The organism is Streptomyces sp. NPDC043896, assembly GCF_056435605.1.
This window is the reverse complement of record NZ_JBWKEE010000029.1, coordinates 57,615-71,872: the sequence shown is the minus strand read 5'-3', so window position 1 is coordinate 71,872 and position 14,258 is coordinate 57,615. Positions and strand designations below refer to the sequence as shown.

General features: G+C 73.5%; 13 protein-coding genes and 1 pseudogene. 5 read left to right on the top strand and 9 right to left on the bottom strand.

The features are described from left to right. Positions 1-9 precede the first annotated feature (9 nt). Positions 10-462, top strand: coding sequence for an effector-associated constant component EACC1 (locus tag AC069X_RS32550; protein ID WP_478734304.1), 453 nt, complete (start codon positions 10-12; stop codon positions 460-462). 530 nt (positions 463-992) lie between these two features. On the opposite strand, the gene AC069X_RS32545 is transcribed toward AC069X_RS32550, so the two are convergent. Further along, positions 993-1,667, bottom strand: coding sequence for a GbsR/MarR family transcriptional regulator (locus AC069X_RS32545; RefSeq protein ID WP_478734302.1), 675 nt, complete (start codon positions 1,665-1,667; stop codon positions 993-995). A gap of 182 nt (positions 1,668-1,849) precedes the next feature. Between AC069X_RS32545 and AC069X_RS32540 the strand changes: the two genes are divergently transcribed. After that, on the top strand, positions 1,850-3,043 hold the full coding sequence (locus AC069X_RS32540) for a cytochrome P450 (protein ID WP_478734300.1): 1,194 nt from the start codon (positions 1,850-1,852) through the stop codon (positions 3,041-3,043). Continuing rightward, positions 3,040-3,270: a ferredoxin gene (locus AC069X_RS32535; RefSeq protein ID WP_478734298.1), complete on the top strand. Its 231-nt coding sequence runs from the start codon at positions 3,040-3,042 to the stop codon at positions 3,268-3,270. The genes AC069X_RS32540 and AC069X_RS32535 overlap by 4 nt, the downstream gene beginning before the upstream one ends. 478 nt (positions 3,271-3,748) lie before the next feature. Here the strand turns inward: AC069X_RS32535 and AC069X_RS32530 are convergent, their stop codons facing one another. The 4 genes and pseudogenes from AC069X_RS32530 to AC069X_RS32515 form a co-directional block, all read right to left on the bottom strand. Then, positions 3,749-4,159, bottom strand: coding sequence for a RidA family protein (locus AC069X_RS32530; protein ID WP_478734296.1), 411 nt, complete (start codon positions 4,157-4,159; stop codon positions 3,749-3,751). Between the two features lie 130 nt (positions 4,160-4,289). Continuing rightward, positions 4,290-4,412, bottom strand: a pseudogene (locus tag AC069X_RS32525) (SDR family oxidoreductase); the annotation flags it as partial. Beyond that, a complete protein-coding gene (locus AC069X_RS32520) occupies positions 4,369-4,950 on the bottom strand; it encodes an Imm21 family immunity protein (RefSeq protein WP_478734294.1) in 582 nt (193 codons plus the stop codon). The pseudogene AC069X_RS32525 and the gene AC069X_RS32520, both read right to left, overlap by 44 nt. 37 nt (positions 4,951-4,987) lie before the next feature. Continuing rightward, positions 4,988-6,370: an AI-2E family transporter gene (locus AC069X_RS32515; RefSeq protein WP_478734292.1), complete on the bottom strand. Its 1,383-nt coding sequence runs from the start codon at positions 6,368-6,370 to the stop codon at positions 4,988-4,990. A gap of 314 nt (positions 6,371-6,684) precedes the next feature. Here AC069X_RS32515 and AC069X_RS32510 point away from each other — a divergent pair, with 314 nt between their 5' ends. Both AC069X_RS32510 and AC069X_RS32505 read left to right on the top strand, forming a co-directional pair. After that, positions 6,685-7,893, top strand: a complete 1,209-nt coding sequence (locus tag AC069X_RS32510; protein WP_478734290.1) for a lycopene cyclase family protein — start codon at positions 6,685-6,687, stop codon at positions 7,891-7,893. After that, positions 7,890-9,449: an FAD-dependent oxidoreductase gene (locus AC069X_RS32505; protein WP_478734288.1), complete on the top strand. Its 1,560-nt coding sequence runs from the start codon at positions 7,890-7,892 to the stop codon at positions 9,447-9,449. The genes AC069X_RS32510 and AC069X_RS32505 overlap by 4 nt, the downstream gene beginning before the upstream one ends. 9 nt (positions 9,450-9,458) lie before the next feature. On the opposite strand, the gene AC069X_RS32500 is transcribed toward AC069X_RS32505, so the two are convergent. Genes AC069X_RS32500 through AC069X_RS32485 form a run of 4 tightly spaced genes read right to left on the bottom strand, consistent with a single transcriptional unit; the run spans position 9,459 to position 14,180 of the window. Beyond that, on the bottom strand, positions 9,459-10,502 hold the full coding sequence (locus tag AC069X_RS32500) for a DUF5914 domain-containing Rieske (2Fe-2S) protein (RefSeq protein ID WP_478734286.1): 1,044 nt from the start codon (positions 10,500-10,502) through the stop codon (positions 9,459-9,461). 41 nt (positions 10,503-10,543) lie between these two features. Then, positions 10,544-11,530, bottom strand: a complete 987-nt coding sequence (locus tag AC069X_RS32495; protein WP_478734284.1) for a phytoene/squalene synthase family protein — start codon at positions 11,528-11,530, stop codon at positions 10,544-10,546. Next, positions 11,527-13,017 carry a phytoene desaturase family protein gene (crtI, locus tag AC069X_RS32490; protein ID WP_478734282.1) on the bottom strand — a complete coding sequence of 497 codons (1,491 nt, stop codon included), beginning with the start codon at positions 13,015-13,017 and terminating at the stop codon, positions 11,527-11,529. Before crtI ends, AC069X_RS32495 begins: the two co-directional genes overlap by 4 nt. Further along, positions 13,014-14,180 (bottom strand): polyprenyl synthetase family protein, encoded by a 1,167-nt coding sequence (locus AC069X_RS32485; RefSeq protein WP_478734280.1) that lies wholly within the window; start codon positions 14,178-14,180, stop codon positions 13,014-13,016. The genes crtI and AC069X_RS32485 overlap by 4 nt, the downstream gene beginning before the upstream one ends. Positions 14,181-14,258: the final 78 nt, after the last annotated feature.

The following is a 14,258-nucleotide window of genomic DNA, read 5'->3' as shown; positions in this document are numbered from 1 at the left end:
AGGATCGACATGAGGATCAGCTTCACCTCGGACGCGCCCGCCGACTCGGTGGAGGCCGACGACTGGCGCGATCTCGCGGCCATGCTCGACGCCGAGCCGACCCTGGGACGCGTCGAGGAACTGCACGTACCGATCCGGCCGGGCACCCTGGGCGGAGACCTGTACGGGCTGATCGCCGAGGTGGGCGCGGCGGGGCTGCTCGCGCTCGGCGCCGTGGTGCAGTCCTGGATCGGGCTGCGGGCAACGCGCTTCTCGGTGTCCTGGGAGAAGGACCGCGAGGGCGGGCGCACCGTGATCACGGTGGACGGTACGAACGCCTCGGGGGCCGAGTCGGCGCGGGAGCTGCTCGACGAGATCGCCCGCGCCGTCGAACAGGACGAGAACTCCCGCCGTCCGCTTCCGCCCGCCCCGGGTCCCGACGGAACGACCGATCCCCGGCCCCTCCCGGGGTCCGACACCTGATCCGAGCACTACGGCCGACGCCGTCACCACGACAGGGGCCCCGCCGGCGGCGGGGCCCCTGCCCGTGCCGGCAGGATGACCGCATGGTGGCCGGCAACCCTCCCAGGCGACGGATGCCGGGCCGGCACCCACGGCCCGGACGAACTCCTCCTCGCGGACACCCGGCGGGAGCTTCGTGTGGACGAGGTCGAGCGGTACCTCCGCCGCGAGTTCCGCGTCGGTGGCCGTTCGTGGGTCCAGGTCGACGTGGAGGAACTCTCCCCTCTCCGGGTCCTTGCGCGCCTCCGCGTGGTCGAGGATGACGCCGGGGAGCAGCGCCAGCATCCGGCGCACGTCCGCGACCGTGCGCGGCTCCGCCCCCACGTACACCTCCCGGTACTCCCGGCCCAGCAGCCCGCGCAGCCGCCGCGCACGCGCGTACGCCTCTCATGGGCCCCAGAGACCGGAAGACGCGTCTGATGCGACGCCTTCGGCGGCGATCGCGGGCTGAGGGCGCACGTTGGCTCCACAGGGAGACCAAGAGGCCTCCGTCACGTCAGCAGGGGACGCCAGCGGTCGGCCGACTCCGTCATGTCACCGATGACCCGTTCCAGGAACGATCCGCCCCTGACCAGCCGCTGCCCCACGGGGCTGTCCGGCCCGAACGCCTCCGCCGCCGCCATCGAGGCGTGTGCCGCTTCGAGCGTCTGCCGCGCGCTGATCACGATCGAGTTGTACCAGGCCTCGTCGTCGACCACGTAGACATCGCGACGCCGCTGCGGATCGCGCTCACGCCTGACGTACCCGTACTGGACCAGGAGGTTCACGGCCACGGAGACGGAAGCCGGACTGACCTGCAGTCTGCTGGTCAGCTCCGCCGCGGTGCGCCTGCCGTCCTCGGAGAGCAGCAGGTCGACGTGCACGCGCGCGGTCATCCTCGGCATCCCGGACCTGACCGCCAGCTCGACGATCTCGTCCTCCGCCGCGCCGCCGGACGACCGGTCCGCGGTTGGGGGTGCCGGTGCGGCCCGCCGCGCCCGCTGGACCGTTGCCTGATGGGCCTGTTGGGGCCGGTAGCCGGCCGGTCCGCCGTTGCGTGAGACCTCCCGGCTGATCGTCGAGGTCGGACGTTCGAGCCGCCTGGCGATCTCCGCATAGGACAGGCCGTCGGCGAGTCCGGCCGCGATGCGCTGGCGCTCCTGCTGGGTCAACCGTCCTCCTGGCATGGCGCCAGTATTGCCTTCGCTCCCATTCATTGCAATGCCGCGTTGCATTCGAGAGCAGACCATTGCATCAATTTGCCGCCATTTACCTGCTGTTATGGATTCAGTTGATTGACCCAGCCATGAATGCAACGTAGCTTTCAAGAGTCGTCAAACGCGTCATATCGCGAGATGAGGAGTGGGTCATGAGCGAGTCCGTCCACACGGTCGCGGCGATGCCGGCAGCACGCGGGGCGGGCTGCCCCTTCGATCCTCCGGCAGAGCTGACCGATGCCCAGCGGCACGGCCCCATCAGCCGCTTCACCCACCCCGGCGGGAAGCCCGGCTGGCTGATCACCGGATACGACCTGGTCCGATCGGTCCTGGCCGACCCCCGGTTCAGCTCGCGCAAGGAGCTGATGAACGTGGTCGACTTCGAGCTTCCCCCGGCACCGCCCGGCGAGTTCCTCCTGATGGACGATCCGCAGCACAGCCGCTACCGGAAGCCGCTGGTGGGCAAGTTCACCGTACGACGCATGCGGCTGCTCACCGAGCGCATCGAGCAGATCACCACCGAGTGCCTGGACGCCATGGAGAAGTCCGGGCCGTCGGCGGACCTGGTGACCGCGTTCGCCAAGCCCATCCCCACCATCGTGATCTGCGAGATCCTGGGCGTGCCGTACGCGGACCGCGCCTCCTTCCAGGAGCAGATCGACGCGTTCATGGGCGGGGAGGTGAGCGACGAGGAGCTGATCGCCGCATACACCGCGACCCAGGAGTACCTCGCACAGCTGGTGGCGGCCAAACGCGCGAACCCCACCGACGACGTGCTCAGCGAGCTTACGGACAGCGACCTGACCGATGAGGAGCTGAAGGGGATCAGCCTCATCCTGCTGGCGGCAGGCTTCGACACCACCGCCAACATGCTGTCCCTCGGCACCTTCGCGCTGCTGCAGAACCCGGCGCAACTGGCCGCGCTGCGCGAGGACCCCTCGCTCACCGACGGGGCGGTCGAGGAGCTGCTGCGCTACCTCAGCGTCGCCAAGACCTTCCACCGGACGGCGCTGGAGGACGTCGAGGTCGGCGGCCAGATCGTCGAGGCCGGCACGACGGTCGTCCTGTCGATCAACACCGCCAACCGCGACGCCGAACGCTTCGCCGGCGCCGACGCGCTCGACATCCGGCGGCCGTACGACGGGCACCTGGCCTTCAGCCACGGAATCCACCAGTGCCTGGGCCAGCAACTGGCCCGCGTCGAGATGCGAGTGGCCTTCCGCGCCCTGATCGAACGCTTCCCCACGCTGCGCCTGGCCGTACCGGCCGGCGAAGTCCGTCTGCGCCCGGAGACCGCCGACATCTACGGGGTCAAGAGCCTCCCGGTCACCTGGGACGAGAAGTGAGCACGACCCGCCTGAGCATCGACCGCGAGCGCTGCATCGGCGCCGGGATGTGCGCCATGACCGCCCCGGAAGTGTTCGACCAGGACGCCGATGACGGGCTGGTGGTCCTGCTGCGGGCCGAGCACGACCGGCCGGACGCCGACGTGCCACCGGCCGTACGGATGGCTGTCGGCATGTGCCCCTCCGGGGCGATCACCCTCAAGGAACCGGCAGCCGGGAGCGGTTGAGGGGGCCGGACGCCGTCCTCATGAGCGGGACCGGCCGAGCCCGGTTTCACCCCATCCCGGTAGCGCCGGCCGCCGGCCTGAGTCCCAGGGCCCGGCAGTCCGTCCGGGTGGAGGGCATCGGCTCAGCCGGTCCACTGAGTGGGAGGACGGAAGGACGAGGTCCATCGCCGCGATGCGGCTGCTCGGCAATGTCCGTGACCCGGTCCGCGGATCGGGAAGTCAGCTCGCGCAGTGCCAACGAGCCTCCGCGATACATGCCCGGCAACGCGAGGAACGGCTGACCGCACTGGGCGGGCGCAGCGGGTGGAATGAGAAGGCGCCCACCGGCCGGTCCGGCGCGTCCACGGTGAACCGACCGGCACGCGGTCGCCGTCACGAGTCGGTGGCCTTGCCGAGCCGGGTCTCCGGCACGGTCCCGGGACGCTGCCGCGGGCCGAGCGGGCCTCGGCGAAGCTCGCGGCCGAGGTGCAAGGGCCGCTCAGTCGGGCAGCGCGACGGTCAAGTCCACTTCGACGAGCTGCCCTGCGAAGCCCAGCTGCGCAACCCCCAACAGCGTGCTGGCGGACGTGAAGGCAGGACCGAGGGCGGAAGCGGTAAGCCGGTGCCAGGCAAGGCCCAGGTCCTCCCGGTCATCGCTCCGCACGTAGATCACCGAACGCACCACGTACTGGGGCTGAGCATCCACCGCCGCGAGGGCAGCGAGCCCGTTCACGACGACCTGATCGATCTGCTCGACGAGGGAGCCCGCGCCGACGAGAGAACCGCCCTGGTCGAGGGGACACTGCCCCGCCAGATAGGCCGTTCGGCCGGCCTCCACCACGGTGATGTGGTGGTAGCCCGGCGTCTCGTGCAACTGATCGGGGTTGATACGGCTGATCCTCGCTGTCATGCCGCAAGTCTGACCGACCTGCCCCCGACACGCACCGAAATTCTGGCCCTCCGCACGACCGTCCGGCACCGCGCGAGGTGGAAGAGGGGTTGGTCCGCAGGGTGCTGTCGACCTCGTCGAGGTCGACGGAGACGGCCCGCCGGGAGGTGTCGTAGTTGACGGCGGCGTTGTTGACGAGGACGTCGAGGCGCCCGGACTGCGCTTCGACGCTACGGGTGAGGGCGCGGACGTCGTCGTCCTCGGTGACGTCCAGCCGGCATGGCAGGTGAGAGCCGTGTGAGTCCGACGAGGACCATGGTCGTCCCGGGTGACGGCCGGGCATGGGCGGCGCGGACCAGATAGCGTCCCGGTTCCAGGTCGATGCGCAGCCGGTCGGGGCCGCCGAGATCGGCATCGGGCTCTGGAACGCCGGGCTGAGGGGAGTCCAGGAGGACCACGGGCCCTGGAACCTGCCAGAGCAGCTCCGACTCCCACGCCCCGGCCTCAAGCGCCGGTGCGACGCCGTCGAGGACTGCTGCCTCCGAGTCGGCGCCGATCCAGGACACGAGGCAGCCGTGCTCCGGCGCGTAGGTGGTGGACCACGGTTCCCCGAGGACCAGGGCCTCCGCGTGCCCGACGGGGATCACGCCGAGGTAGCCCTCTACCTCGCAGGCCCTGGCGTAGTCGTCATCGCCGGTGGCCGACTCGAAGTCGCATCCCTGCCAGGACGGCAGGACCAGTTCGGGTACCAGGATGAGCGGCCCTCCCCCGGAACCGATCCACTCGCGTGCCTCACTGCCGTCTCCGATCATGCGGGAAAGCTACATCGGGGCGGTGACGGCGGACGGCTCACCCCGTGGCGCCGGGCGGGCGGTCCGGCGGCCCGGGTCCCGGGGAGTCGGGCCGCGAGGGCTTCACGGACTCCGCGGGAGCGCCGGGACCCGGCGGTGTCGCAGGAGCCGTGGGGTCCGGGTCCGGGGCCGGTGTCGCGGTCGCGGTCGCGCCGGCGTCCGACCCCGGCGCGGGCGCTGCGTCGGCCGGGTGGGCGCGGAGGTGCACGACCATCGTGTTCGCGACGGCCACCAGCGGGACGGCGACGACGGCTCCGCCGATACCGGCGATCAGCCCGCCGCACGCCACGGACAGCGCCACGGCCAGGGGGTGGATCCGGACGGCCCGCCCCAGGATGAACGGCTGGAGGATGTGCCCCTCTATCTGCTGGACGAGGAGCACCACCAGCAGCGTCATCAGCGCGGTGAAGACGCCTTGGGTCACCAGCGCGACGATCACGGCGAGCGCGCCGGAGGCTATGGCGCCGATCAGTGGGACGAACGAGGCCAGGAAGATCACCACGGCGATGGGGACGGCGAGCGGAACTCCGAGGAAGTGGATTCCGACGCCGATGAACACCGCGTCGATCAGGGCGACGACCAGCGTCCCGCGGATGTAGGCGGTGAGCGTCCGCCAGGCCGGCGGGCCGGCTCCGGCGACCGCGGGCCGCACCGCGACCGGCACCAGCCTCAGGGTCCACTCCCAGACGCGCCTGCCGTCGTAGAGCAGGAACAGCGTGACGAACATCGCCAGGAGCATGCCGGCGATGACCTCGACCAGCACGGTCACCCCCTGCAGGCCGGTGGAGGTGATCTCGCTGGTGCTGCTGCCGATCGCGTCGCTGAGACGTTCGGTGATGTCGCTGATCTGCTGCTCGGTCACGTGGAACGGGCTGTCGAGGAGCCACCGTTTCAGCTCCGCGATGCCCTCCTGGAGCCGTTCGGACAGGCTGTCCAGATTGTCGAGCACCTGCCATACGACGAACCAGCCCATGAGCCCGAGTACGAGGAACCCCCAGAGGGCCGTGACGACGGTGGCGGGCCCCCGGGGCAGGCCCCAGTGGTGCAGCCGGGCGACCGTCGGCTGGAGCAGCGCGGTGATCAGCAGGCCGGCGGCGAAGGCCAGCGCGACCAGCCGGACGGAACCGATCACCCGCATCACCACCCACAGGGCGGCGGCGAGCACCAGGAACCGCCAGGCGGCCTCGGCCGCGACCCGCATGCCCCAGGGCACCGCACGGGCCGGATCCGGCGCGCGGGAGCGGGCGAGGCGGCCCCGTGCCGCGCGCTCCCGCTCGGCCGCCTCTTCGGCGTCACGACGGGCCAGTTCCCGCGCCCGGCGTTCACCCAGCGCCGTGGCAGCGGCTCTCGCGCGGCCGAACGCGTCACGGATCCCGGGCATCCGGCCTCCCTCCGTCCTCCGTCCTCCGTCCTCCTGCCGCCTGCCCCGTTACGGGGTGCTCAGACGGCCGGGGCGCGGGTGGCCCGGCATGGTCCGGGACCGAGCCTGGCCCGGAGAGGGGGCCGCAGGGGGCACCCGGCGAGCCGGCGGGGCCGGCGTCCCCCGGCCGCGCTCACGACGCGATCGTCCGATGAGCCGCTGTGAGGGCGTCCGTCGCGATAGCTTCGTCCACGCTCGACCTGCTCGGCCCCGCGCGGAGACTTCCGTCTCCGGACCACGCGACGGCGATCAGCTGGTGCGGAGAACGGAGCCCGGTGCGGACCACGACGGACAGCTGCGACATCGTCATCGTCGGTGCCGGCGCGGCCGGGCTCTCGCTGGCCTGGCGGCTGCTCGACCCGCCGCCGGGTGTCCGGCCTCCCGACGTCGTCCTCGTCGACGCTCCGCCCGGGCCGCTCCGCCCTCCCGAACGCACCTGGTGCTACTGGGAGGCCGGCGCGGGTGACTACGAGCCGCTGCTCACCGCCAGCTGGCGGCGGCTGCGCGTACGCGCTCCCGACGGCGGCGAGGCCGCCCGCGACCTCGGCGAGCTGCGGTACAAGATGCTGCGCTCGGGCGATTTCGAGCAGGGCATCGGGCCGCGGCTGGCCGGGTTGCGCCGGGTGGCGGGAGTGGCCGAGCGCATCGACGACGGGCCGGACGGCGCGGTCCTGACGTACACCACCGACCGCGGTGGCGTGCGCACGCTCAGGGCCCGCTGGATCCACGACTCCCGGCCCCCGGCGGCCGCGCCCGCCGCGCGCAGCGCGCTGTTGCAGCACTTCCGGGGGTGGTTCGTGCACTGCGAACGGCCCTCCTTCGACGCCGGCACGGTCGAGTTGATGGACTTCCGCACACCGCAGCCGGAGCGGGGGCTGTCCTTCGGGTACGTACTGCCCACCAGTCGCCACGCGGCGCTGGTCGAGTACACCGAGTTCAGCCGCTCGACCCTGACCGTGGACGCGTACGAGAGGGCGCTGCGCGACTACACCGGCCGGGTGCTGGGGCTGGGTGCCTTCCGGGTGCTCGGCACGGAACAGGGTGCCATCCCGATGAGCGACGGCCGGTACGAGCGGCGGCCCGGGCGGCACGTCTTCCGCATCGGTGCGGCGGGGGGAGCCGTCCGCCCCTCCACCGGCTACGCCTTCGCCGCCATCCAGCGGCAGGCCCGCGCCGTGGCCGACGCCGTGCACGCCGGCCGGACTCCCGTTCCGCCGCCGGCCCATCCGGCCAGGGCCCTCGCCATGGACGCCGTCCTGCTCCGTGCTCTGGACACCGGCCGGGTCGACGGGCCCGACTTCTTCACCCGCCTCTTCCGCCGCGTGCCCGCCGAGCGGCTGCTCCGGTTCCTCGACGGCACGACCCGTCCGGTCGAGGAGCTCTCCATCGGCGTACGCACCCCGGTCCTCGCCATGCTCCGCACCGCCGTCGAGCTGCCCCTGCTCGCCCGGCGTCCCGAACGCGACCTTGAGGAGAGCCCATGAGCCCCGATGACCGTGCGGCTTCCGCCCGCCGCGGCCGCGATCGCCGGGCCGTCGTTTTGCACGGGCACCCCGGCGCTGCCAGGGCCGTGGGGCGGCGGCCCCGGTGCGCGGTCGTCGGCGGGGGCATCGCGGGTATCGCCGCCGCCACCGTGCTGGCCGAGCGAGGGGTCCACGTCACCCTCTACGAGCGCGAGGCGGCCCTCGGCGGGCGACTGGCCGGGTGGCCCACGGAACTCGCGGACGGGTCGTCCGTCACCATGAGCCGCGGCTTCCACGCCTTCTTCCGCCAGTACTACAACCTGCGGGGGCTGCTCAGGCGGGTCGATCCCGCTCTCGACCGGCTGCGCCCCCTGGCCGACTACCCGCTGGTGCACGGCTCGGGGCTGCGGGACGGCTTCGCCCGGGTCCCGCGGACACCTCCGTGGAGCGCCGTGGCCTTCGCCGCCCTCAGCCCCAGCTTCAAGCCGCGGGAGATGCTCGGGATGAACCCCCGGGCGGCCCTTCCCCTGTTCGACGTGCGGGCGGCGGAGGTCCACCGGCGGTACGAGGGCGTCAGCGCGCTCGGACTCCTGGACCGCATCCGCTTTCCCGCCGCGGCCCGGCACCTCGCCTTCGAGGTGTTCTCCCGCAGCTTCTTCGCCGATCCGGCGGAGCTGTCGGCCGCCGAACTCGCCCTGATGTTCCACATCTACTTCCTCGGTTCGTCCGAGGGCCTCCTCTTCGACGTGCCCGACGAGCCCTACCCGCAGGCCCTGTGGGATCCACTGGCCCGGTACCTGGAGGGCCACGGTGCGGACATCCGTACCGCCACGTCCGTGTCCGCCGTCGAGCCCGCCCCGCACGGGGGGCACCTGGTGTGCACGGGGCACGGGAGCGAGCACGCCGACGCGGTGGTGCTGGCGCTGGACACCGCGGGTCTGCGGGACCTGGCAGCCGCCTCGCCCGGTCTGTGCGACGGGGCGTGGCGCGCCCGGGTCGGCCGGCTCCGCACCTCCCCGCCCTTCCTCGTGTCCCGGCTCTGGCTCGACCGTCCCGTCGCCGCGGGCCGTCCCGGTTTCCTCGGCACCAGCGGCTACGGGCCCCTGGACAACGTCAGCGTGCTGAACTCCTGGGAGGGCGAGGCGGCGCGCTGGGCCGCGAAGAGCGGTGGCTGCGTGGTCGAACTCCACGCCTACGCGGCGGATCCGGCGGCCGAGCCGCAGCGGCTCGCGCGCGCCCTCGTCGAGCAGCTGCACCGCGTCTACCCGGAGACCTCGGCCGCGCGGATCGTCGACCGGCGGGACCTGTGGCGGCAGGACTGCCCGCTCTTCGCCGTCGGCGGCCATGCGGACCGGCCCACGGTGGAGACCACCGACCCGACCGTCACCGTCGCCGGGGACCTCGTGGCCACCGCCCTGCCGGTGGCGCTCATGGAGCGGGCCGCGACCACCGGGTTCCTCGCGGCCAACGTCCACCTGCGGCGGTGGGGCCTGCGCGGGCAGACCCTGTGGAGCGTCCCGGACCGGGGCCGGTCCGCCCCGCTGCGGCTGCTGGCCCGTCGGCTCGGCGCGGACTAGGCCGTCTCCTCAGCCGGGGAAGCGGCCGCTGCTGCGCAGGGTGAAGCGGCGTTCGGCGTACGCCAGGTCGTCGCGCCACAAGCGCCCGGCGGCCGTACGCACGGCGGGGCGCAGCAGCGGTGCCAGAACCCGCGCCGCCGCGAATCCCCGCCGGTCCGAGGCGGCTACGACGGCCTCGACCACGGCGGTCCGTGGCCGTGGCGTGCCCGGTTCGGTCAGGGGTGTCGCGTGTGTCTCCACCACGGACCCCTCCCCTTCCCCGGCGATGATCCGCATGACGACGGTCCGCGGGTCCGGCGCGCTGAACGCCGCCCGGACCGGGATCACGACCCGGCCGGCCAGTTTGAACGACACGTCGGCGACCAGGGCGTCGTCCGGGCCTGCCGGGCCGTCGCCGGGAGGCTCCAGGACGGTCAGGTCCACGAAGGAGTAGGGGTGGAGCCAGCCGCCGTGCCAGGGGTCGAGGCGGTTGGCCACCACGTCCTGCGGCTCGCACGCCCCCGCTCCCGTGTACACCGCCGTCACCGCCGCCTCCAGCGGGGGCCGGGGCGGGACGGGCGGGTGTTCGGTGGGAGGCTCGCCGCCCGCGAGGTCCAGGCGGACCCACAGCAGCACGCCGTCGTCGTGCACCGGCCACGGCGACCATCCGGCGAAGGGGCGGCCGTCCAGGGCCAGGCCGTGCCAGTGGCAGACGATCCGGCCGCACCGTACGGCGCTGTCCTTGAGCGGAGCCCCGAGGTGGGGGCATTCCCCGGGCCCGGCGTGGGGCACGCGGTCCGCGTCGCGCCAGAGCACGACCTCCGTCCCGGCGACGGTCCGTCCGAGGGGACGCCGGGTGGTCAGCTCGGTGCTGGCCCCGACGACGAACCAGTTCCCCGAGGGGCGGGCCAGGGCGCGTTCGAGCGCCCCGGCGATCAGGGCCGGCTTCGCATCGCGCCACGTCGGGCGCTGGCGCTCCCAGGGAACGGGGTCGCGGCGCAGCCGCAGCGGAACGGCCTTCCTGCGTCCGGCGCGTCCGCGCTCCGCGTCAGCCGTCCTGTCGTCGGGGGTCATTCCGGCTCCCGTCTCCCGCGCGCCGTGATGCGGGTCTGCTGTCATCTGGGATCCCTCGTCGGCGCAGGTCCGCCGGCCGGCGTACGTGTACGTGTACGCGCGCGGGTGCGCGCGGTGAGGGCGGCGGCCAGTCCGCGCAGGGCGACGGCCGTCCTTCTGCGCCGGCCCACCACGCTGCGGCGGTGGACGACCGCGTAGCCGTCCTTCTCGACGGCATCCAGGATGTCGCGGTAGAGCACGAACGCGGTGCGCACGCACGGCGCGGTCAGCGGATCGAGCCTGTCGATCCCGGGTTCGGCCGCACGGTAGACCTCTCTCGTCAGAGCCGCGGCGGACCGCAGCGCCGAGGTGATCCGCGGGTCCCGGTGCCCGGTCCGCCTGCTCCATGTCAGCAGGTCCCGGTCGACCCCGTGTGCGGAGAGCAGGTCCTGGGGCAGGTAGACCCGTCCCCGGTCGAGGTCCTCGCCCACGTCCCGGATGAAGTTCGTCAGCTGGAAGGCCACTCCGAGCTCGGCGGCGTACGGTTCGGCTTCGGCGCGCGGTACGACGGTGCCGAGCACCGGCGTCATCTGCAGCCCGATGACGGCGGCCGATCCGTGCATGTAGGCCCGCAGGTCGGCGTAGGCCGGGTACTCGCCGACGGACAGGTCGCTGCGCATCGAGGCGAGGAAGTCGGAGAAGTGGCGGGCTTCGATGCCGTACCGGGCGCGGGTGTCGGCCGCCGCCCGGACGACCGGTTCGCCGGGGTCTTCCCCCCGGACGGCGCGCAGCCATTGCCGCTCCAGCGCGTCCAGGGCGGCGCGCCGCGCGCTCGCGGGGGCCGTCGTCCCCAGGTCGTCGACGATGTCGTCGGCGTGGCGGGCGAAGCCGTAGAGGGCGTGCACGGCGGCGCGCCGGTCCACCGGGAGCAGCCGTGTGGCGAGGAAGTACGTCTTGCCGTGCCGGGCGTTCAGCCGCCGGCTGGCCGTGTAGGCGGCGCGGAGCGAGGGGTCGGTGATGCCCGCCGCGTCCAGCTCGCGTGCCGTCATCGGGCCGGTCCGGTGCCGGCCACGCGGGCGGCCGCGAGTTTCCCGGAGAGCAGCACCGTGGGGACGCCGACGCCGGGGGTGGTCCCGCATCCGGCGAGGACGGCGTTCTCCGTGCCGCTGACGAGGTTCCGCGGCCGGAAGGGGCCGGTCTGGGCGAGGGTGTGGGCGACGGAGAAGGGGGTTCCGGCGGCGTGTCCCATCGCCGTCCAGTCGGCCGGGGTGACCAGGCTCTCCCGCTCGATCGACGCTCCCAGTCCGGCAAGTCCCCGGCGTTCGAGTTCCCGCAGCAGGTCGTCGCGGTAGCGGGAACCGAGTTCGCCCCAGTGGGCCGCCGTGGGACCGGTCCGTGTGTTGGGACACGGGGCGAGGACGTAGTGCAGGTGGCGGCCCGGGGGTGCGAGCGAGGGATCGGTGGTGGTGGGCCGGGTGATCAGGAGCGAGGGGTCGCTCATCAGCCGCCCGCTGCTGGTCAGTTCTTCGAAGACGGCACCCCAGGCCCGGCCGAACGACAGGGTGTGGTGGGCCAGTTGGGGCCAGGTGCGGTCGGTTCCCGCGTGCAGCACCACCGCGCTGGGAGCGTGTCGCAGCCGCAGCGGCCGGCGGGGCGTCCTGCCCAGCAGCGCGTAGGAGACCGGCAGGTCCGGCGTCAGGACGACCGCGTCGCACGGAATGCGGTCGTGTGCGGTGACCACGGCGGTGACGCGGCCCCCGCCGCGCTCCAGCCGGGTGACGGCCTCCCCGTGGCGGAACACCACGCCCGCCCGGGCCGCCGCCGCGGCCATGGCCACGGGGACGGCGTGCATCCCGCCGCGCGGGAAGTACACCCCGGCGACCGTGTCCATGTAGGCGATCACCGCGTAGGCGGCCAGCGCGCGCGACGGGGAGAGGCCGGCGTACAGGGCCTGGAAGGAGAAGACGCGGCGCAGCCGCTCGTCCGACAGGAACCGGCCGACGGCCCGGTCCAGGCGTCCGAAGCCGCCGAGCGCCGCCAGCCGTGCCAGGTCCGGGTGGAGGAGCCGGACGGGCGAGTCGAAGTTGGCGTCGATGAACCGGCGGATCTGTACGTCGTACAGCTCCGTCATCCACCTGCGCAGCCTCCGGTACCCGAGGGCTTCCCGGGCTCCCGCGAAGGAGGCGATCTCGGCCTCCATGGCGTCGCCGTCGGTGTGGACGTCCAGGCGGGTGCCATCGGCGAACAGCGCCCGGTAGGCGGGGTGCAGGGGAACCAGCTCGACGTGGTCGTACAGCGAGCTGCCGACGGCCCGGAAGGCCTCGTCGAGGATGTCCGGCATGGTCAGGACGGTGGGGCCGGTGTCCACCCGGTAGCCGCCGAGCGCGAGTCGGCCGGCGCGTCCGCCGGGCTCCGGGTCGCGCTCGACGACCGTCACCCGCCGGCCCCGGCCGGCCAGGTGCAGTGCGGCGGCCAGGCCCGCGAGGCCCGCGCCCACGACGACGACGTGGTCCGTGGGACCGGTCACGGTCTTCAACGCTTCTCCCCTGTCAGGACGGCATCGCCGCTTTCCGTCGCGGTCCCCGGTGCCGACGGCCTCCCGGGGGCGGTTTCGAGACCGCAGGCAGCGCGCATCAGGTGGCCGATCCGGTCCGCCGCCCGCGGCGTCAGCCCGGCTCCGGCGACGGCGGCGGTGGCGCGGGCGCAGAGTTCCTCGACGCGCCGTGCGGCCTCGTCGCGCGCCCCGCACGAGACGAGGAGGTCCAGTACCCGGTCGAGGTCGGCCGGTGTGGCGGCCGGCGCGCCCGTCACCTCGTCCAGCAGGCGCACCCCCGCATGGTCGCCGGCGCGCACGCACCGTTCCCGTGCGACGGTGAGCAGGAAGGTCGCCTTCCCTTCGAGGATGTCCTCGCCGACCGGCTTCCCGGTGGCCGCGGGATCGCCGAAGGCCCCCCGCGCGTCGTCGTACAGCTGGAACGCCAGGCCCGCCGACCGTCCCGCCTCCCGAAGCCCCTGCGCCGTCGGCTCGGGAGCGCCCGCGAGCACCGCACCCAGCGCGAGGGGGTGCCCCACCGTGTACAGCGCCGTCTTCAGGACGGCCGTGCGCACGGCGAGGGTCGTCGACCTGGCGAGTGTGGCCTGGGCCCGCAGGTCGAGGTACTGGCCCGCCACCATCTCCGTACGCATCACCCGCCACACCTCGGAGGCGCGTACCTCGGCCGGCGCGCCTCGGACGGCCTGCCGGAACGCGTCGTCCGACCAGGCCAGGGCCAGGTCGCCGGCGAGCACGGCGGCCGCCCCGCCGAACGTGCCGCACGGCAGGTCGCGTCCGCCCGTCCCGTACTGGCCGTCCAGCCGGACGTGCAGGGCGGGGCGGCCGCGGCGCAGGGGGGAGCCGTCCATGACGTCGTCGTGGATCAGCGCGCAGCTCTGGAGCAGTTCGAGCGCCGCCGCGACCCCCAGGGCCTGCTGCGTCTGGCGGGCCCCACCGCCGCAACCGCGCAGGGCCCACCACACGAATTCCGAGCGGAGCCTGCTGCCTCCCTGGGCGAAGTCCGCCACCCTGCGTGCGATGTCCGCGGCGAAGACGGCATCCGTCGTCGCCGCCTCCGCGAGGCGCCGCTCCAGCACCCCGCCGAGGTGCGCGCCGACGGCCGCGGGCACGTCCTGGTCGACGTCGAGCGGATCAGGTGGGCGCATCGCATCTCCCCTTGCCGGCGGTACGGCCGTAGTGGCTCATGGGAGATTCCGTACCGCCCGCGTCTCCGGATGCACCAT